The organism is Planococcus versutus (genome assembly GCF_001186155.3).
Classification (GTDB): domain Bacteria; phylum Bacillota; class Bacilli; order Bacillales_A; family Planococcaceae; genus Planococcus; species Planococcus versutus.
In genome coordinates this window covers 1,632,604-1,649,423 of sequence record NZ_CP016540.2, presented here as the reverse complement: position 1 = coordinate 1,649,423, position 16,820 = coordinate 1,632,604, and the positions used below count along the sequence as shown (strand labels likewise).

Annotated in this window: 32 protein-coding genes; 31 read left to right on the top strand and 1 reads right to left on the bottom strand. The window is 41.3% G+C overall.

The annotated features are described in order from the left end of the window. Positions 1-10: 10 nt before the first annotated feature. On the top strand, positions 11-265 hold the full coding sequence (locus tag I858_RS08410) for a hypothetical protein (RefSeq protein ID WP_065524779.1): 255 nt from the start codon (positions 11-13) through the stop codon (positions 263-265). A 36-nt stretch (positions 266-301) separates the two neighbouring features. After that, the gene (locus tag I858_RS16990) at positions 302-475 is read left to right on the top strand and encodes a hypothetical protein (RefSeq protein WP_157886499.1); all 174 of its coding nucleotides are present in this window, start codon (positions 302-304) and stop codon (positions 473-475) included. A gap of 32 nt (positions 476-507) precedes the next feature. On the opposite strand, the gene I858_RS08405 is transcribed toward I858_RS16990, so the two are convergent. Beyond that, positions 508-1,652 (bottom strand): IS3 family transposase gene (locus tag I858_RS08405; protein WP_157886498.1). Its coding sequence is split into 2 segments (ribosomal slippage): positions 508-1,406 and positions 1,406-1,652, totalling 1,146 coding nucleotides; the frame shifts between segments, so codons are not numbered across the junction. Positions 1,653-1,761: 109 nt separating this feature from the next. Between I858_RS08405 and I858_RS08395 the strand changes: the two genes are divergently transcribed. The 29 genes from I858_RS08395 (at position 1,762) to I858_RS08270 (ending at position 16,814) form a co-directional block, all read left to right on the top strand. Continuing rightward, the gene (locus I858_RS08395; RefSeq protein WP_065524780.1) at positions 1,762-2,103 is read left to right on the top strand and encodes a DUF1140 family protein; all 342 of its coding nucleotides are present in this window, start codon (positions 1,762-1,764) and stop codon (positions 2,101-2,103) included. Positions 2,104-2,120: 17 nt separating this feature from the next. Further along, positions 2,121-2,261, top strand: coding sequence for a hypothetical protein (locus tag I858_RS16985; RefSeq protein WP_157886497.1), 141 nt, complete (start codon positions 2,121-2,123; stop codon positions 2,259-2,261). 19 nt (positions 2,262-2,280) lie between these two features. Next, positions 2,281-2,820 (top strand): dUTP diphosphatase, encoded by a 540-nt coding sequence (locus I858_RS08390; RefSeq protein WP_065524781.1) that lies wholly within the window; start codon positions 2,281-2,283, stop codon positions 2,818-2,820. Position 2,821: 1 nt separating this feature from the next. After that, positions 2,822-3,055, top strand: coding sequence for a hypothetical protein (locus tag I858_RS08385; RefSeq protein ID WP_065524782.1), 234 nt, complete (start codon positions 2,822-2,824; stop codon positions 3,053-3,055). Between the two features lie 9 nt (positions 3,056-3,064). Further along, positions 3,065-3,196: a hypothetical protein gene (locus tag I858_RS17510; RefSeq protein WP_275425608.1), complete on the top strand. Its 132-nt coding sequence runs from the start codon at positions 3,065-3,067 to the stop codon at positions 3,194-3,196. A 110-nt stretch (positions 3,197-3,306) separates the two neighbouring features. Next, a complete protein-coding gene (locus I858_RS08380; protein ID WP_065524783.1) occupies positions 3,307-3,726 on the top strand; it encodes a RusA family crossover junction endodeoxyribonuclease in 420 nt (139 codons plus the stop codon). Positions 3,727-3,745: 19 nt separating this feature from the next. Then, positions 3,746-3,964 (top strand): hypothetical protein, encoded by a 219-nt coding sequence (locus I858_RS08375; protein ID WP_065524784.1) that lies wholly within the window; start codon positions 3,746-3,748, stop codon positions 3,962-3,964. A gap of 18 nt (positions 3,965-3,982) precedes the next feature. Continuing rightward, entirely contained in the window at positions 3,983-4,174 is a 192-nt protein-coding gene (locus I858_RS08370; protein WP_083553745.1) for an XtrA/YqaO family protein, read from the top strand. Continuing rightward, positions 4,171-4,833, top strand: a complete 663-nt coding sequence (locus tag I858_RS08365; RefSeq protein ID WP_065524786.1) for a hypothetical protein — start codon at positions 4,171-4,173, stop codon at positions 4,831-4,833. Before I858_RS08370 ends, I858_RS08365 begins: the two co-directional genes overlap by 4 nt. Before the next feature lie 86 nt (positions 4,834-4,919). Further along, entirely contained in the window at positions 4,920-5,285 is a 366-nt protein-coding gene (locus tag I858_RS08360) for a hypothetical protein (RefSeq protein ID WP_065524787.1), read from the top strand. A 13-nt stretch (positions 5,286-5,298) separates the two neighbouring features. Beyond that, a complete protein-coding gene (locus I858_RS08355) occupies positions 5,299-5,490 on the top strand; it encodes a hypothetical protein (protein ID WP_065524788.1) in 192 nt (63 codons plus the stop codon). Positions 5,491-5,501: 11 nt separating this feature from the next. Beyond that, positions 5,502-5,927: a helix-turn-helix domain-containing protein gene (locus I858_RS08350; protein ID WP_065524789.1), complete on the top strand. Its 426-nt coding sequence runs from the start codon at positions 5,502-5,504 to the stop codon at positions 5,925-5,927. A gap of 289 nt (positions 5,928-6,216) precedes the next feature. After that, complete coding sequence (locus I858_RS08345) at positions 6,217-6,840, top strand: HNH endonuclease signature motif containing protein (protein WP_065524790.1); 624 nt, start codon at positions 6,217-6,219, stop codon at positions 6,838-6,840. Positions 6,841-6,927: 87 nt separating this feature from the next. After that, positions 6,928-7,734: a terminase small subunit gene (locus I858_RS08340; protein ID WP_065524791.1), complete on the top strand. Its 807-nt coding sequence runs from the start codon at positions 6,928-6,930 to the stop codon at positions 7,732-7,734. After that, positions 7,709-8,908, top strand: coding sequence for a PBSX family phage terminase large subunit (locus tag I858_RS08335; RefSeq protein ID WP_065524792.1), 1,200 nt, complete (start codon positions 7,709-7,711; stop codon positions 8,906-8,908). Before I858_RS08340 ends, I858_RS08335 begins: the two co-directional genes overlap by 26 nt. A gap of 9 nt (positions 8,909-8,917) precedes the next feature. Beyond that, a complete protein-coding gene (locus I858_RS08330; RefSeq protein ID WP_083553744.1) occupies positions 8,918-10,435 on the top strand; it encodes a phage portal protein in 1,518 nt (505 codons plus the stop codon). Further along, entirely contained in the window at positions 10,432-11,712 is a 1,281-nt protein-coding gene (locus tag I858_RS08325; RefSeq protein WP_065524793.1) for a hypothetical protein, read from the top strand. The genes I858_RS08330 and I858_RS08325 overlap by 4 nt, the downstream gene beginning before the upstream one ends. A 144-nt stretch (positions 11,713-11,856) precedes the next feature. Continuing rightward, positions 11,857-12,042 carry a hypothetical protein gene (locus tag I858_RS08320; RefSeq protein ID WP_065524794.1) on the top strand — a complete coding sequence of 62 codons (186 nt, stop codon included), beginning with the start codon at positions 11,857-11,859 and terminating at the stop codon, positions 12,040-12,042. Positions 12,043-12,044: 2 nt separating this feature from the next. Next, positions 12,045-12,308: a hypothetical protein gene (locus tag I858_RS08315; protein ID WP_204249418.1), complete on the top strand. Its 264-nt coding sequence runs from the start codon at positions 12,045-12,047 to the stop codon at positions 12,306-12,308. Between the two features lie 90 nt (positions 12,309-12,398). Further along, on the top strand, positions 12,399-12,527 hold the full coding sequence (locus tag I858_RS17505) for a hypothetical protein (protein WP_275425607.1): 129 nt from the start codon (positions 12,399-12,401) through the stop codon (positions 12,525-12,527). A gap of 44 nt (positions 12,528-12,571) precedes the next feature. Beyond that, on the top strand, positions 12,572-12,955 hold the full coding sequence (locus tag I858_RS08310; RefSeq protein ID WP_065524796.1) for a capsid assembly scaffolding protein Gp46 family protein: 384 nt from the start codon (positions 12,572-12,574) through the stop codon (positions 12,953-12,955). A gap of 3 nt (positions 12,956-12,958) precedes the next feature. Continuing rightward, positions 12,959-13,930 carry a phage major capsid protein gene (locus I858_RS08305; protein ID WP_065524797.1) on the top strand — a complete coding sequence of 324 codons (972 nt, stop codon included), beginning with the start codon at positions 12,959-12,961 and terminating at the stop codon, positions 13,928-13,930. A gap of 28 nt (positions 13,931-13,958) precedes the next feature. Then, positions 13,959-14,240 (top strand): hypothetical protein, encoded by a 282-nt coding sequence (locus I858_RS08300; RefSeq protein WP_065524798.1) that lies wholly within the window; start codon positions 13,959-13,961, stop codon positions 14,238-14,240. Positions 14,241-14,249: 9 nt separating this feature from the next. Then, entirely contained in the window at positions 14,250-14,606 is a 357-nt protein-coding gene (locus I858_RS08295; protein ID WP_065524799.1) for a phage head-tail connector protein, read from the top strand. After that, a complete protein-coding gene (locus tag I858_RS08290; RefSeq protein ID WP_065524800.1) occupies positions 14,593-14,925 on the top strand; it encodes a phage head closure protein in 333 nt (110 codons plus the stop codon). Before I858_RS08295 ends, I858_RS08290 begins: the two co-directional genes overlap by 14 nt. Then, positions 14,925-15,347 (top strand): HK97-gp10 family putative phage morphogenesis protein, encoded by a 423-nt coding sequence (locus I858_RS08285; protein ID WP_065524801.1) that lies wholly within the window; start codon positions 14,925-14,927, stop codon positions 15,345-15,347. Before I858_RS08290 ends, I858_RS08285 begins: the two co-directional genes overlap by 1 nt. Then, a complete protein-coding gene (locus I858_RS08280) occupies positions 15,348-15,752 on the top strand; it encodes a DUF3168 domain-containing protein (protein ID WP_065524802.1) in 405 nt (134 codons plus the stop codon). It begins immediately after the preceding gene. 15 nt (positions 15,753-15,767) lie between these two features. Continuing rightward, positions 15,768-16,277 (top strand): phage major tail protein, TP901-1 family, encoded by a 510-nt coding sequence (locus tag I858_RS08275; protein ID WP_065524803.1) that lies wholly within the window; start codon positions 15,768-15,770, stop codon positions 16,275-16,277. A gap of 72 nt (positions 16,278-16,349) precedes the next feature. Next, positions 16,350-16,814, top strand: coding sequence for a tail assembly chaperone (locus I858_RS08270; protein ID WP_065524804.1), 465 nt, complete (start codon positions 16,350-16,352; stop codon positions 16,812-16,814). Positions 16,815-16,820: the final 6 nt, after the last annotated feature.

The following is a 16,820-nucleotide window of genomic DNA, read 5'->3' as shown; positions in this document are numbered from 1 at the left end:
AGTGGTCTTGATGGAAGTCCATGAAATACCCGAAAATCAAACAGACATTTTCGAAATGTTCGAGTATATCGAAAAAGAAAAAAGCCAAAAGACGAAAAGCGTCATGAAGCCGACAGATAAATTAATCGTGCGTTTGAATGAACATCATTTTAAAAAGAACTTTTCGAGTCCGACCTTCAACACTTTCTTAAAAGAAACAAATAAGCAAGAAGGTGAGCTTTTCAGTATTGAAGAGTTTCGGCGTTGGGAACGTTTGAGTAGGTAGTCAACGATCGAACGAAATAGGAAAGGAGGAAACTTAATGCCTAAGCAAAAGAAAGTGGAAGTTTTAAGGTTTGGAATTGACAATATAACGCCACAAGAAGCCCGTAAACACTTGGAAGAAATGATTAAAACGATTGAGGTATACGGATTCGAGAAAATTGATATTAAATTATCAGTCAAAACCTTAAAAAACGTTGAACCTATTATTTAGTTTAATCGGCGTTTTGGTACGTCAACACTAAATCAAACAACTTTTTTAAGGGTTGCGTTTCGATAAGTGACAGGGCTGGTATAGCCCAGACTGCTGTGTAGACGGACATGGTTGTACCAATTCACGTAATCAAACAGTTCAAGCGCTAGCTGGTTAAGCGTGTCAAAGCACATTCCGTTGATGAGTTCCGTCTTCAAAATCTTGAACGTGGCTTCCGCCACCGCATTATCGTAAGGGGTTCCTTTTTGGCTCAGCGACCGTTCGATTTGGTGCGTCTTTAATAGCGCATCGATGCCGGTGTTCTTGAATTCAGATCCGCGGTCCGTATGGAACAGCTTCACGGCTCCCAAGTCGCCTTTGACCGATGCGAAGGCACGTTGAACCAGGGCAGCGTCTTTACGCTCGCCCAGACTGTACCCCACAATTTCACGGTTATATAAATCGAGAAGGAAACAAATATAGTTCCAGCGGCCGCCAACCTTTACATACGTCAGGTCGCTGACCAACACGGCGTTTTTCGCTGCCGGATTGAATTGGCGGTTCAGCACATTCCGGTATGTCGCTTCATTGGGAGGCGTGACCATCGGTTTGTAGGATGGCAGCGCGTATTTCGATTGGATGCCAAGTGACGCCATGAGGCGTCCAATACGGCGTCTCGAGATCACCCATTTCTTTCTGTTCGCCAACTCTTTTTTCAGCTTGCGTGTGCCATAGACGCGGCGATTCTCGTGAAAGATCGCCCAGATTTCGTCTTTCAACTCCTGTTCTGCTTGGGCTTTTTGGTGTGCTTTTTCTACCGAAACGGAAGTCTCATAGTAAAAGGTGCTGCGGGCAATTTGGAGGACAGTGCACATTGCTGATACTGAATAGAGGTGTTGATTCTGTTGGATAATCTCTATTTTCGTCCCATGATCAGCGCCGCTTGCTTTAAAATATCCACTTCCATCTCCAACTGCTTATTTCGTTTTTTGTAGGCAAGCAATTCCGTTTCCAAAGGGCTTCGGTTATCTTTTTCCTCGAACGAGCCAGTTTGATTGGATTGGGCAATCCACCGATCGAGGGCGGAAGCCGTCAGGTCGTATTCCCGGACAATATCCGGTCGGCTTTTTCCGCCTGCGTGCAGCGCCACGACCTGTTTTTTGAATTCCGGGGAAAATGTTCGTCTTTTTTGGGGCATGGTAGATTCTCCTCACGTATTGTGGACTATTCTACGCCCCCTTATTTTTTCTGTCCAACTAAGTGTAGACTATCCATTTCGACCATATAGCTGACCAAGGAGCTTAAAAATGAGTCAACAAACCAACTTTACCAAACTATACGTAGACTTAATCCTTAAAAAAATAGTCGCCAATATCCAATCGCACCAAAAGAAGAAAGATGCAGCCGTAACCACTTCATTAGCCACTGGCGAAACAGGACAAGGTGTTCGATCAAGCAGGCATTGGAAAGCTTCTGCTGCTATGGACTTGCATTACAGCGAGATTCAAAAAGGTTTCTCACAAATGAGAGAGCTGGATGAATTGACGCAATGGAGTAGCAAGTTGCATCAGGACCGTTTTAAGTTCTTGGGAGATAAATACATCAAGGTATTGCATGAGTATTTGACGGAACATAAGCGGATTGATTAAAAACTAGGAGGCAGACCATGATTCTAATATTAAACGCGGCTGTACTTGCAGGATGGATCACGTCACTTGTCGCTTTTGTTAGGAGTTACAGACGGCATCTGAAAAAGGAACGCGCACAGGCTATTGAAGCTGTGCGGAAAGACGAACATAGCTTGTAAATCAAAGGGGGACCGCATAATGAATTTAGATAAATTGTTTGAGGTGCAACGTGGATTAGATGCAGAGATTGCAAAGAATCATCCTCGATTACCAGATGAAGATCGTTTAGAGAAACGAATTCTTGCTTTGTTGGTGGAATTAGGAGAATTGGCTAATGAATGGCGAGGGTTTAAGTTTTGGAGTACGGATCAGGAGTCGAGAATCTGGACTTACAGAAGTGTTCTTTTAGAAGATGGGCCAGGCGTGGAATTCTACAATCCACTCTTAGAAGAATATGTAGATTGTATTCATTTCGCTCTTTCTATCGGTTTACAGTTAAATATCCCTCAAATGCTGGATTGGGGACCTTATCGAAAAGAAACTATTACAGAACAATTTATAGACCTGATGCAAGCCGACTGGTCAACTTATTACACAAATGTCTATCACGGTTATTGTCGAAACATGGAACTTCTTATCGGACTAGGTGCAATGCTTGGTTTCGATTGGGAACAAATCGAAAAAGCATACTTAAATAAGAATGAAATCAATTACCAACGACAAAACACAGGATATTGATATGAATAAGCAAAGCAAATATACCAATGCGCAATTGGAATTAAAGCGCGTCTTGGGTGAACAACAAACCGTAAGTGTTACGAAACTGCTGAAATTATTAAACTCGCTCAATGTATCACTGGATGCAGAGAAAAACGAAACAAGTGAGACTACCTACTTAAAAGGTGAAATTCGTGCGCGTGACAAGAAATTGAAGCTGTTGAATGAACAGATTAAGAGGTTGAAGAATAAGTGAGGGATTTAAATGACCAGCGAACACCGTAAAGAAATCATTGACGAACTAACAGCATCCACTCGCATACCACGCTCTTATTTTGAAGGACTTAGCGATGAACGGTTGCTTCAGGAAGTCGATAAATTGAGATTGATTTATTAGGAGGCAAGAAAGTGAAAGGATATGCACGATTCATCTTATTGCTACTGGTCCTGGTTGCTATCGGAATATTAATGATGAAAGTGTTTTTAAAATAGAAAGGGAGCGAGTCATTGGAAACCATTAGCTTTGTCATTCACGGAGAAGCTCAAGCGCAAGGGAGACCAAGAGCCGGAAAGAGTTTTTCCGGCAAGACGGTTCTCTATGATCCGATTAATTCACGGGACTTTAAGCAGTATGTGAGTTTAGTTGCTTCACAGCATCGCCCAAAGGAGCTCATTACAAGCCCGATACATTTAGAGCTTATCTTTCATCAACCGACACCAAAGAAGTATCATACGAAGCCCAAGCAAGCGCTCATTGAGTCAGGTGAGCTATTACCGATTACCAAACCCGACTTGGATAACCTGGTGAAGGGTGTCAAAGATGGCATTACGAAAATCATTTGGCAAGATGACAGTCAGGTTGTGAGTATGCACGTTCAAAAGCTTTATAGCTTATTGCCAAGAGTTGAAGTGACCATTCGATATTAGAGGCAGAGGAGGAATCGCCATGAACTATTTCCTTTTTGAAGCTGATGACCATGATTTAGACTTAGTATTTTCAGAAGAGGAACTGGAAGTGTTTCGTGATCAGTGGAAGAAAAACGTCAGTGTGACAGAGATTGCTGAAACGATGAAGAGAAAGATAAGTGAAGTGGCGCTCCTTGTCTTTGATCATGCTGAACGGGGATTGATTAAGAAAAGAGATAAAGACGTGCACAGGCTATGAGGAGGGGTAATTTTGAGGATGGAACCGGTAGAAATTTCCGAGACAGGGGAGCTAAAGTTAGATATAATGGAGTTACCAACGAGTTGCTTCCTGATTATATCTGAGGGAAAGGTTAAGATTGGAAAGCTTCCTGCGCATGCTGAAACAAGCATTGTGACGTATAAAGGCAAAGTGAAGCGTGTGAATTTTGATGAGGGGGAAGATTTTTGAAGTTAAAAAATGACTTCTATTTTTGGTCATCCTGGTTTCTTTTAATATGTTTACTACTTTTAGTTTTTCATATGTATCAAGTACGATTTAGCTTTCAAGAAATAATTGACTTAAAAACTATTTTGACTGTTTTAGGAACTGTTAGCGGCGCGTATTTTGGTGCTAAAGTTGCTGGTAAATACGCAATTGAGTCTGTTGAAAGACAAATTGCTAACACGGAAAAGAAAGAGAAAAAAAGAGAACATAATAATTTATTGAAAAGCTTAGTATTGTACAGAGCCACATCCTTAAAATTATATACTTTTTTAGAAAATTTAAAGGATGTAGTAAAGAAACACGAAAGTTTTGCGGGTGGCATTAGTGCATTTGAAGAAGATGCTGATTCATTAAGGGCAATAAAAAAATTCATAACAAATGAATTAATCCAACTTGAAAGAATTGATATTACGGAAATACCTTCGGAAATCTTTTTCAAGTTTACGCTAATTCTTAGTAATGTTAAATCTTTACTAAATAGCGTAGAAGAAATGATTGATGCCATGGATAAATATAACCCGAACATTTATCTTACTTATTGGGAGTTTTACTTTTCTACAATTAAGGAGTTAAAACAACTTATAGATGAAATTGATAATGATTTGTCTAATATAAAATCTTAGTCCGCACCAGCAAACTGGAGGACACATTACAGCTTAACCGCTGTTTTGTGTCCTCTTTTTTATTTCTCAAAAAGGAGATGGAACTAATGAAAACTAATGATCAACTACTGCTGAGGTATATGTATGAAGCAGGTTATACCGAAGAGGAGATGTTTGATACAGCTAAAATAACGAAAGCCGGAAACTCAATAGGATTTTTCTTCTTCAATCTACGATTATCCACCAAAGGATTAATTAACCGCATTGTGAGTGCGTTCGATCAATTCAAAGAAACGGTTAAGGATATATGGTCAGGCATTAAATCACAAGTAACTTATCTGGATGAGTATTGGGAAGTCCCTTCTCGCAAAAATAACAGCATTCCTTTGATAGATTTTCGAAAGCGCTCTTCTATACAGCATCAAGTATTGACTAGAAAACCGAATCACTTGATAAGGAAAATCATTCGTTGAGGAGATGGGAGCTATGAGAACGATTCAACAACAACTCAAAGAAAAAGGGCTCACGAATGCGCCAGAACGAACTGTACCTAATTTGAACACCAATACAAGGTTGATAGATAAAGAATGTCTAAGCCGTAAAGAATGGGAAGAATTAATGGGGATGAACCGACAGACATATCAAAAGCATAACGGAGCAATCCGCAGAAAACGCTAGGGGGGATTTTCATGAACAAATGGCAAATTGAAGATTTGTTGAAGGATTATCATTGGAAATTACATAGCGTTAAAATCATGAGGGAGTCCATGAACGAAATTAATGTGAGCATGGTCGCTCAATACGGATTGCAAGCTGCTATGCCTAAAGCAAGTGGAGATCCCAGTGACCCGATTCTAAAAGAAGTCGAGCGCCGAGATGAACGATGGAAAAAGATTCATGCATTCGAAAGAGATATTAAATTCATTCAATCACGACTTGAGCTCATTAGTGACGAACGAGAAACAGAAGTTCTTCATTGGTTATTAGAAGGCAAGAGCATGCGGTGGATAGGGCTTCACATGGGATTGTCAGACAAGCATATTGGCAGAATCAAAGACCGCGTCGTGGCGCATATGTCGCATAAGTCGCAAACGTCGGAAAGATGCACAGTTTAAAAAACGCATGATACACTTAAAGGCAGGTCGGGGAGGCAGGTTGTTCGAGTGATACACCCGGATATATAACCCGTTAAGTACGGGCTTTCTCTTCGGCGTTGGTACTTGAACTTTTACTTGAATTTTCACTTGGCCTGTCACTAAATTTTTATTTTTTGATTTAAGAATAAAGATTGGTGGCATCTGGCTTCATTGCTGGGTGCTTATACGATAAAAGCTTATATGACATTCCAATGTGTATCGCAATAAACTAGTTTATAATTAACTTATAAGCGAGAGGAGCGAACATATGGGAAGTAAATTCATAACTTTTTATGACTTGGTATATACGCTTGATGAAAAAACAGGATACTATCTTAATTCAACCAAAAGAAAGAGGTTGCACCGTTCAATATGGGAGCATCATAATGGTGAAATTCCAGAAGGCTATCATATACATCACATAGACGGTAATAAGAACAACAATGACATTAGCAATTTAGAATGCATGCCCGCTAAAGAACATGCTTATTTGCACGGTAAATACTTAGAAAATATATTGAAAATGAAAAGGATCCAGGTAGAAGGACAAAAGAAGGCAGCTGAATGGCATAAGAGTGCCGAAGGGTCAGAATGGCATAAACAACATTATGAAAAACATAAAGCTTCGCTTTATAAGACGGAAACAAAAAAGTGTAAATACTGCGGTATTGATTACGAAGTTGTTGTAAGCAAAGCAAATCTTTATTGCTCTAACAAATGTAAATCAAAAGCACGAAGAGAAAGTGGCGTAGATGACGTAACTAAAAATTGCGAGTTTTGTGGAACTCCATTCACTTCAAATAAATATCAAAAGAAGAGGTTCTGTACTAAATCTTGCTCTAACAAAGGTGTAGTGAGATTACCTCAACTTAAAAACAAGGACGCCCTCTAAGGGTGTTTTTTTAATGTCTAAAAAAGCGTACAGCGCGAAAGAGGTGATACACCATGCAAATGATGTTAGGAGGCGGCGGTGATGTAGATGGATTGGCAACAGATTCGAGAGGAGTTTGAGTCTTCCTCTATCACACTAAAAGCATTAGCTGAAAAGCATGATGTCAAGATTGGTACATTGAAGAGTAGAAAGAGTCGCGAAGGATGGTCCAGAGGTTCACCTAAAAAGGTTGCAACCCTAAAGAAAAAGGATGCATCCTTTAAGCCTGTGATTGAATCTACAGATCTTACTGAAAAGCAACAGCAATTTTGTCTGCATTATATCAGGCATTTCAATGCTACGAAGGCTTATCAAGAAGCTTATGAATGTGATTATAATTCAGCAAGAAATAACGGTCCTCGACTGCTTGCAAATGCTTGCATAAAAGATGAAATCCGCAGGCTAAAGACGGAAATGCAAAATGAATTGTTTTTAGATGCAGCGGATATCGCTAGAGAGTACGTGAAGATGGCGTTTGCTGATATTACAGACTTCCTTGTATTCGGCACACGTGAAGTTCAAGAATATCTGGAGGGCCTTCCTCTATTGGATGACGAAGGGAATCCTCAAATGAGAACTGTTTCTTTCGTAGAGTTTAAAGACTACACGGAAGTAGATGGAACGATGATCCAGGAAGTAAAGCAAGGACGAGACGGTGTTTCTCTCAAGCTCTACGACAAACAAAAGGCTATGCAGGAACTGGACAAACGCTTGCTATCGATTGACGAATTGAAAGTCCAGAAGCTAAAAGCTGAAATCGAGAAACTTAATACGACAGACGATGACGAAGGACAAAAAGATGTGGCAGCTGCATTAAGGGGGTTAGTCAATGGACTTAACACCAAAGCAGATTGAAGTGGTTGAGAGCGTCCGGACAGAAGACCCTAAGATTTTATTACTAAGTGGAGCGAAACGTGCAGGAAAAACGTATGTGGCTTTATTGCTGTTTCTAGCTCACGTGGCAAAGTACGAGGGTGAAGGGCTTGCTTTTATCATTGGCGGCGCAACTTACTCTTCTATTTGGCGAAACATTTTAGATGATATGGAAAAGGTAATTGGCCGAGAGATAAAGCTAGATAAGAAAAATGCTTTCAAGCTATTTGGAAATAAAATATATGTGTTCGATGGGTCAAAGTCGGATTCATGGAAGAAAGCGCGGGGCTTTACAGCTGCCGGCGCTTTTTTAAATGAGGGGACTGCACTTCACAACATGTTCGTGAAAGAAGTCATTTCTCGTTGCTCATATAAGGGCGCTCGCATCATTATCGATACAAACCCAGAAAACCCAGCACATCCAGTAAAAGAGGATTACATCGATAAAGATGGGCAAATGCTGGCAAGTGGACGCTTAAACATTCGCTCTTTTCATTTCACCTTACACGACAACATATTTCTAGATCCAGAGTATGTGGAAAGTATCATTGCTTCTACGCCGTCTGGAATGTTTACCGATAGAGACATCTTTGGTCGATGGGCAGCAGCAGAAGGAGCCATATACAAGGACTTTCATGACAGTGTTCACTACATTACTTCAGAAGAGGCTGAGAAGCTCAATTTCGTTCGTTACTGGGCAGGAGTTGACTGGGGTTACGAACACCCTGGCTCAATTGTTTTGATTGCTGAAGATGACCAGGGAGATATTTATATCTTAGAAGAACACGCCAAGCAGCATGAAGAAATTGATTACTGGGTGAAAGTTGCAATAGAAATAAAGAGTCGCTTCGGAAATATCAACTTCTATTGCGATACCGCACGTCCTGAACATATTATTCGATTCAGAAGAGAAGGTATGCGTGCCATCAATGCAGATAAATCGGTTATTGCAGGCATAGAAGAGGTAGCTCGGCTATTCAAGTTGAGAAAACTCAAAGTCGTTAAAGATAAAGTTGAACGCTTTAAAAAAGAAATCAATATGTATGTATGGAATCCGATTACTGGTGAACCGGTTAAGCAATGGGACGACGTACTCGATGCAATTCGATATGCAATTTATACGCACTTGAAACCACAAAGACGAAAAACAGGGTAGGTGAACGCATTGCTTCATTTCAAATGGGAAATCGATAAAACAGGCATTACCAGCGACTTGGTGAATGACATCATCAACGAACACGAAAAAGAACGGGCGCGCATGCTGCAACTTTATCAGCGATACAAAGCCGATGCAGATGGTCCTAAGATATTTACTCGCGAAACGATTGAGTACGAAGAATTCGAAACGGGTGGAAATGTGCGCCGGTTAGATGACAAGGTAAACAACCGACTCAATAACGCTTTTGACGCGGATATTGTAGACACCAAGGTTGGGTACATGTTCGGCCATCCCATCAGCTACGGGGTAGACGAACAAACGGGAGAGAACAAATCACTAAAAAAAGAGATTGAACTATTCCTTTTGCGTAACAATGCAGAGGATAACGATTCGGAATATGGAAAGATGGCAGCTATCTGCGGTCAATCTCCACGTTTGGCTTATATCGACCGAAATGGTGATGAACGCATCAAGAACTTGAATCCGTGGGAAGCCGTGTTCATTGGAGAAGATCTACACGAACCGGATTACTCTTTGCGGTACTTCAAACAGGATGACGATACGTTTGCTGAGTTTTATGATGATTCGCATATCACCTATTACAAAGCGATCAACGGAGAGAAATTCCAACAAGTTGAAGTGAAGCAGCATCTATTCGAATACAATCCGTTATTCGGGTTAGCAAACAATGCCGAACTCAAAGGCGATGCCGAAAAGGTACTGGCGTTAATTGATGCTTATGATCGTACACTATCAGATGCTTCAAACGAGATTGAACAATACCGGCTGGCTTATTTGATTCTAAAAGGAATAGGCGCCGATGAGGAAACGCTATCGAACTTGAAAAAGAACGGTGTGTTTGAGCTATTCGGTGAGCATGATGACGTGAAGTATTTAACGAAGGACATCAACGATCAGATGATTGAAAACCATTTGGACCGATTAGAAGAAAACATCTTACGCTTTGCTAAATCGATTAATTTCACAGACGTTTCGTTTTCAGGTCAAGCCTCAGGCGTTGCAATGAAATACAAGATTATGGCACTGGAAGCGAAGTGCATCACGATGGAACGGAAATTCATTTCTTCGTTGCGTTATCAATTCAAAGTGATTTTTAGCGCTTGGGCGAAACGTAAAGGCATCAACAAAGAAGATTACCTGAAAGTATTCTTCTCATTCAAACGTAACTTACCAGCGAACATTCTTGATGAAGCACAGTCTACTGAAGCATTGAAAGGTAATGTCAGCGAACGTACACGCTTGGGCTTATTAACGTTCGTAGACGATGTGGAGTATGAGCTGAACGAAATGGAAGAGGATGCCTTGCGATTAGGAGAGAACCTACCTGATTTAGAAGAAGGCACTTGGGAGTCTAACGAAGAAGGTTCGACTAAAGCAGAAAGTCGAAAAGACGACGGCTATCCTTGTCCAGAGTGCGGTGGTGATGGCAAAATCACAAGTCGTGTTACCTCTAAACAAATCCAATGCCCTTCATGTAAAGGAACGGGTGTGAGGAAAAAGTGAACCAAACAGATATCGAACGTCGACTGGATCAAGAGTTAGCAAAAACGGAAAGCCAGCTGCAGAAACAAATGCTCACCATGCAAAAGGCAATCCTTTTACAACTTTCAGCCATGTATCAAAAATACGAACGTGACGGTGTTCTAAGCTACCAAGAAATGAATAAGTACAATCGCTTAGAGAACGAATTGCGAGCGATTGCCGGCATCGCCACAACGCAATATCAGAAAGTGGTAGCCGAAGTGCAGGAGGTCGAAGAGAGTCACTATTTACTTAACTTCTTGTTAACGGCTTATCTATTCGATCAGTTCATTGCGCGCCCGTCATTGCCAACCACGGAAGTTATTGGCGCTGTTTTCCTATTCATATTAGGAACGTTTAAGCTGCCGAAACTGCCAGGAGGTAAGCAATCGGAAGTCGTAGTGAACATCGAAAAAGCACTGCAAAAAGGTGTAGACAGCGGCGACTCACAAGCTAACTTGGTTAAACGCATCGAGAGCACCTTGCCTTCTTTGCTGAAGAGTGAAAAAGGATTAGCTGAACAATTGACTGATGCCTTAACAGAACGCTTAGAAGTGCGTGTAAACGTCGGGAAAATCGATATACCTAAGCTAAGTGAGATTCGTAAAGAAGTAAAAATTGACGGTTTAACGCTAACCCATTTCTTAACGGTCAAGCGGAATCGGTTAGTTGCTCGGATTCGGAAACAAATAGGCATAGCCTTGCGAAAGAATGAAACGGTATCTCAGTTAAACAAGCGCATTAGCGAGTTGATTGAGAAAGAAAACAATTCACTGCGTTTATTTTTGCGTGATGTGAGTGATCGTGTTCGTGCATTGGCTCTAGGGAATGTCGAGAATCAAATCACGGCTATTAGTGACGTTCGCGGTGTTTGGTTGAGTAAACGAGATGGCATTGTAAGAAAAGCACACCGCAAGCTCGACGGCCAGCGTACAGATCGCAAAGGATACTTCCACTACCAAGGACTAAAAGCAATCGGACCTCGAATGTGGGGCGTTCCTGGCATGGATAACTATTGTCGTTGTAAGAAGCTAACATTACTTGATTTTAAAGTGCCGATGGTTGCAGAAGGTGTGGTTTACAACAACGACGAATACAAACGGCAGCTGGAAGCACTAACGAAAAAGAAAGTGGATGCAGGGGCTGTCTACGAAAAAGCATTTGCTGAAGCCATTAAAGAGATTCCAGAACCACAATCGAATATGCCGTTTGTCTCGTATGAGGAATGGTTGAAGATTATGGGGGTTAAGGGTGTATGAATAGATTTCTATGTGCATTACTAAGACACAAACCTGTTAGAGAAGATGAAAAAGACTTGTTCGGATACAGTTACATTTGGCAAAAGGTGTACTGTGAACGCTGTAATAAACGCTTAGAATAAGTATTTTAGGAGGACTGATTAAATGGCTACACCGAAAGAAGAAAAGCTTCTCAGTTCGATTGATAGCACGTTGAAAGACATTCTAAAGGAATTAAAGAAACAAGGGCGTAGTGTCCAGTCAGTAATTGTTGATACGGTCGAGTTATCTCAAAGTGAAATTGAACAGCTTGAAGAAATGAAGATAGCTAGAGCCATAAAACAATATTAAAGGTGGTGATTAAATTGGGATTAGCAAAAGAAGCGTTGTTTCAAACATTTGATAAAGCGAGAGAAACAGAATCCCCCTTTGTCTTTGTGAAGGTTAATGCGGAGGGAACGGACGAAGTTATCGTTATTCCTGCAAAGTCATTCGATGCAAAAGAACAGTTTTACGATAAAGCCTACAATAACGAATTAGTACACGTGATGAATAGTAAAGTTTGTATTCGTTTAGTAAGCTACGGCGTTGCATCAGATCTATATACGATTATTTAAAAGCAGACTTTGAGCAACAGTCTTTAAACAGGCTTATTTATTATGCGTTTCGTGGGTGCAAACGTGCGAAGGGCTGAGGAGGAATTAGGAATGAAAATTGATATTGAGCAATTGAAAACATTGGTAGAAAACGGCGATAAAACAGCGCTTGACACGTATATTCTTTCAGGAATTGAAAAAAGCGATGTGGAAACGGTATCGAAAACCAATCTGGAATAACCACTTGGAAAGAAAATAACCTTAACGGGTTAATTGAAGAAGAAGTGAAAAAACGCAATCCAGTTGAAGAAACGCCGGAGCAAAAGCGCATTCGTGAACTTGAAGAAAAGATTGCAAACGGTGAAAAAGCGACAAAGCGTGCGGAATTGAAAAACAAAGCAATGGCTTACGCGACAGATAATAAATTGCCGGCACAGTTTGCATCTAAGTACATCGAACGTTTCTTAGGAGACGATGAATCCACGACAACAGCAACGCTTGCTGAATTGAAAACGGATTTAGATGGACTGATCAATGAAGGCGTCAACAGCAAATTCAAAGAAAATGGGCGAGATGTGAATAGCGGCGCTTCTGGTACATCGACTGTGAAATCGATTCAGGACATGGCAGCTACTCATAACATCCGTAACCAACAGGGAGGAAATTAAACAATGCCAACATCAAAACGTTTACGACTAGGAAAAGGAAATCTACAATTCTTTGCTGCACAAACTTACACGCCGGATCATGTACTAATGTCCGATGTAAAGACAGGGACAATCCCAGCAGAACAAGGCGGCTTAATTATCGAGGATGTCATCAAAGGATCTACTGTTATGAAGCTTGCTAAAAACGAACCGATGACAAAACCGAAGAAAACCTTCTCGTTTAAAGCAAAAGGCGCAGGCGCTTACTGGGTATCAGAAACAGAAGTTATCAAGACTTCAAAAGTCGAATGGTTGACAGCTTCCATGACTGCAGAAAAACTAGCAGTTATCATTCCATTCTCTAAAGAGTTTTTGCGCTATACGGCAAAAGACTTCTTCAACGAAGTGAAACCACTAATTGCTGAAGCGTTTTATGAAACTTTTGATATTGCAGCGCTATTCGGCACTAACTCACCATTTGCTACACATACAAGCGGTAAATCTATCTTTACAGGTGCAACAGAAGCAGGTAACTTGATTGCTTTAGGTTCTGGCACAGACTTGCAGGATGAAGTATTTGACGCAATGGCGCTTATTGAAAGCGAAGGCTTTAATCCAGATGGCGTTGCTGCTACAAACACATTCAAACAAAACTTACGTCGTGCTAAAACTGGCGTCAACGGTCCACGTTTGTACGAAAACTTGAACGATGTGGAAGGTATGCCGGTAACTTACGCGAAACCAGAAGCATTCGATACAACAAAAGCCGCAGCACTTATGGGTGACTGGGATTATGCGCGTTACGGCATCTTACAAGGGATTGAGTATGCGGTAACAGAAGATGCGACACTTTCTTCAGTAGTTGGTGCAGATGGTAAACCAATTAACTTGTTTGAACGTGACATGTTCGCAATTCGTGCAACAATGCACATTGGTTACATGAACGTGAAGCCAGAAGCATTTGCCGCGTTGACTCCTGTCGTTCCTGGACCATAATACAATTCAAATTTAGGAGGAAATTGATATGACTGTATACGTAAAAGCAACAGACGGATTCATCGATGTGGTGAATCCGGAAGGTTTACCGAAACGAGTAACGCAACGTGCGTTTGACGTGATCTACAAAGGACGTGGCTATAAGCTGGCTTCAGATGTAGAGAAGGAAAACGACTATGCGACTTTTTCAGAAGATGAACTAAAGAAAGTAAAAAACGATGATCTACAAGCATACTTGGACAAAAAAGAAATTGAGTATCCAACAGAATCGAAGAAACAGGACTACATCGACGCGATTCTTGGAAAGTAGGTGAAGTGAATGTTTGTAGAATTCATTCCTACAGAAGAAGACGTAGAAGCAATCAAAGGGATCATGGGCATCTCGTTTGAAGACGATTCGAAGGATCCTTATATCAAAACGATGTTGCCGTTAATGATGGAAGCAGTCATGGCTGAAACCAATAACACCTTCAACATCCAAGCAGATGGAACCATGCGCATACCAGGTGGCGTGAAAATCTATCTGGCGAAAGCAATTGAACGAAACACCATGAAAACGGGGTTAAAATCCCGTTCAATGGGTTCTGTTTCTTATTCATACGATACCGAAATTCCAAAAGAATTGATGCGGCTTTTAACGCCTTATAAGAAGGTGAAATTCCATGCTTCACGATGAATACCCGCACACAGTCACTTTTCAGACGCTTTCAAAGGTTCCGGATGGTGGTGGTGGATTTACTGAGCTATGGACGACAAAAGTAATGGCGCAAGGCTTCTTAGATACGCCATCGAGTCGTGAGATTTTTGAAGCGCAGCAGTTAAACAATCCACTGGATCGCAATTTTTATTTTCCTTATCGAACCGATATTTATCCGAATATGCGTTGTGTTTATAATAACGACGGTATTATCGAAACATACGAACTGATTGGCAAGCCACAAGATCAAGGTGGACAGCGTGAAGTTATGCTAGTTCCATTAAAGTTGGTGAAGTAATGGGCACGATCAAATACGGCTGGCCCAAACTTGAAAGTCATGCGAGAGAGTATGCCGACAAAGTGGAAAAGCGAGCGAAACAAATCGTTTTGGAAACAGCACAAATTATCCAAGCGCAGGTAAAAGCGAGAGCGCCGCGTGATGGCGGTCACTTAATTGATTCCGTCACCTTGGAAATTGAGAATGGCGGATATACCGCTGTTGTTCATGTCGGAGCCTTTTACGCAATCTACGTCAACTACGGCACCGGAATTTATGCTGAGGGACCTGGCGGAAGTCGTGCTAAGAAAATTCCTTGGGTGTACTTCTCGGAAAAGCTAGGACGTTTCGTTACAACTTCCGGTATGCGTGCGCAAGAGTTTTGGGAACCAGCAGTTGATGCAGGAGAACGCCACTTCATGAGAGAAATGAGGCGTTTTTAAATGACGCAAACGGCTTTATGGGAGTTGCAGAAAGCAGTGTATAAGCGATTGTCTTCGGATAGTCAATTGATGCAGCTATCTACAGGTGTATATGACGCTGTAGAAGAGGATTTAACTTTTCCTTACGTGACTATGGGCGCGCCTTCAACGCTCAATATCAGCACGCGAACTACGTTTGTTGAAGAGGTGAGTGTAACACTTAGCACGTGGAGTGTAGCGAATGGCAAAAAGGAAAGTTATGCACTCTTAAATTTGATTCACCAAGCAATCGGCAAAGGGCTCTCAATTGAGGGTCCTTTTCGTTTGCTCGCGGTGAGTCGTCCGGACTTACAAGTCATCGACGATGCAGATCCACGCATTAAGCACGGATTGGCACGATTTACATTTACGATTAAAAACAACTAAGGGAGTTGGACATTCATGAACCAAGGGAAAGATAAAATCTTATTGATTCAAGCAGCAGATGCTGTATTAGGAACGGATGCTGTTGTGTTTGGTAGCTTAACCGAACACGGCCATTCGATTGAGAACGACATTATCGATGAGAAAACAAAGTTTGGTCGCATCGTGGGCTACGGTCAAAATAGCGAATCGTTTGAAATTACGGCATATGGCGAAAAAGGCGATGCCGGTCAAAAGGCAGTACTCGATGCCATTAAAAACAAGAAGCAAATTAAGATTTGGGAAGTTGAAGTAACCCCCGATGAGCTTGGTACACATGACGCAATCTTTGCTTACTGCATCGTAGAAAGCGTTGAACGTACTTCAGGTGAAAGCTTCGAGGAAATCTCGTCCACTGTGCAAGTTATTCATGAATCAGTCGAAGGTAAGTTCCCGGCACTTCCACCAGAAGTTATTGAATTTGCGAAATACGGATTTGAAACACCTGGTGAAGCAACAGGCGAGTTTCCAGATCAAAAAACAGTTTAACGAGAGGTAGGGATTCCCCTACTTCTTTTTTTATTTGTATAAATCATTCAACTTTTTAGGAGGAATAGGAAAATGGCAATTTTAAACGTGAACGGAATTGAGTATCAAGGGAAATGCAATTTCGCATTTGATCAAGCAGCAGACGAAAAGTATAACGAAGTCGACAAAAAAGGAAATGCAATAGGCGGATTCATGAGCATTTACATGAAATTGCTAGGAGATGACCTCAAAGGCTTACTCGCTTTCTGGGATTCGGCATGTTCGGAATATGGAAAGAAAGCACCTTCGAGAAAAGACATTGAACAAACATTGATGGCCTTTATTGACGATGAAGAAAACGGTGAAGAGGAAGTCGAACGCTTATTTAAAGATGCCTTCAAAGCGATTCATAATTCGGGGTTTTACAGAAAGCAGAAGAACAAGATCTGGAAACAGTTCGAGAAGATGAAAGAAGCGGGCGAAACGGAAGAGGAACAGGAACAGAGCAAGGCATCGTATCAGGAGCTGGAAGAAACGAGAGACAAACTACTGGCATAGACTACG

Bases quoted from the DNA above. Each gene is read 5' to 3' on its own strand.
- I858_RS08410 (WP_065524779.1), top strand. From the start codon at position 11: ATGGAAGTCCATGAAATACCCGAAAATCAAACAGACATTTTCGAAATG.
- I858_RS16990 (WP_157886499.1), top strand. From the start codon at position 302: ATGCCTAAGCAAAAGAAAGTGGAAGTTTTAAGGTTTGGAATTGACAAT.
- I858_RS08395 (WP_065524780.1), top strand. From the start codon at position 1,762: ATGAGTCAACAAACCAACTTTACCAAACTATACGTAGACTTAATCCTT.
- I858_RS16985 (WP_157886497.1), top strand. From the start codon at position 2,121: ATGATTCTAATATTAAACGCGGCTGTACTTGCAGGATGGATCACGTCA.
- I858_RS08390 (WP_065524781.1), top strand. From the start codon at position 2,281: ATGAATTTAGATAAATTGTTTGAGGTGCAACGTGGATTAGATGCAGAG.
- I858_RS08385 (WP_065524782.1), top strand. From the start codon at position 2,822: ATGAATAAGCAAAGCAAATATACCAATGCGCAATTGGAATTAAAGCGC.
- I858_RS17510 (WP_275425608.1), top strand. From the start codon at position 3,065: ATGACCAGCGAACACCGTAAAGAAATCATTGACGAACTAACAGCATCC.
- I858_RS08375 (WP_065524784.1), top strand. From the start codon at position 3,746: ATGAACTATTTCCTTTTTGAAGCTGATGACCATGATTTAGACTTAGTA.
- I858_RS08370 (WP_083553745.1), top strand. From the start codon at position 3,983: ATGGAACCGGTAGAAATTTCCGAGACAGGGGAGCTAAAGTTAGATATA.
- I858_RS08360 (WP_065524787.1), top strand. From the start codon at position 4,920: ATGAAAACTAATGATCAACTACTGCTGAGGTATATGTATGAAGCAGGT.
- I858_RS08355 (WP_065524788.1), top strand. From the start codon at position 5,299: ATGAGAACGATTCAACAACAACTCAAAGAAAAAGGGCTCACGAATGCG.
- I858_RS08350 (WP_065524789.1), top strand. From the start codon at position 5,502: ATGAACAAATGGCAAATTGAAGATTTGTTGAAGGATTATCATTGGAAA.
- I858_RS08345 (WP_065524790.1), top strand. From the start codon at position 6,217: ATGGGAAGTAAATTCATAACTTTTTATGACTTGGTATATACGCTTGAT.
- I858_RS08340 (WP_065524791.1), top strand. From the start codon at position 6,928: ATGGATTGGCAACAGATTCGAGAGGAGTTTGAGTCTTCCTCTATCACA.
- I858_RS08335 (WP_065524792.1), top strand. From the start codon at position 7,709: ATGGACTTAACACCAAAGCAGATTGAAGTGGTTGAGAGCGTCCGGACA.
- I858_RS08320 (WP_065524794.1), top strand. From the start codon at position 11,857: ATGGCTACACCGAAAGAAGAAAAGCTTCTCAGTTCGATTGATAGCACG.
- I858_RS17505 (WP_275425607.1), top strand. From the start codon at position 12,399: ATGAAAATTGATATTGAGCAATTGAAAACATTGGTAGAAAACGGCGAT.
- I858_RS08305 (WP_065524797.1), top strand. From the start codon at position 12,959: ATGCCAACATCAAAACGTTTACGACTAGGAAAAGGAAATCTACAATTC.
- I858_RS08300 (WP_065524798.1), top strand. From the start codon at position 13,959: ATGACTGTATACGTAAAAGCAACAGACGGATTCATCGATGTGGTGAAT.
- I858_RS08295 (WP_065524799.1), top strand. From the start codon at position 14,250: ATGTTTGTAGAATTCATTCCTACAGAAGAAGACGTAGAAGCAATCAAA.
- I858_RS08290 (WP_065524800.1), top strand. From the start codon at position 14,593: ATGCTTCACGATGAATACCCGCACACAGTCACTTTTCAGACGCTTTCA.
- I858_RS08285 (WP_065524801.1), top strand. From the start codon at position 14,925: ATGGGCACGATCAAATACGGCTGGCCCAAACTTGAAAGTCATGCGAGA.
- I858_RS08280 (WP_065524802.1), top strand. From the start codon at position 15,348: ATGACGCAAACGGCTTTATGGGAGTTGCAGAAAGCAGTGTATAAGCGA.
- I858_RS08275 (WP_065524803.1), top strand. From the start codon at position 15,768: ATGAACCAAGGGAAAGATAAAATCTTATTGATTCAAGCAGCAGATGCT.
- I858_RS08270 (WP_065524804.1), top strand. From the start codon at position 16,350: ATGGCAATTTTAAACGTGAACGGAATTGAGTATCAAGGGAAATGCAAT.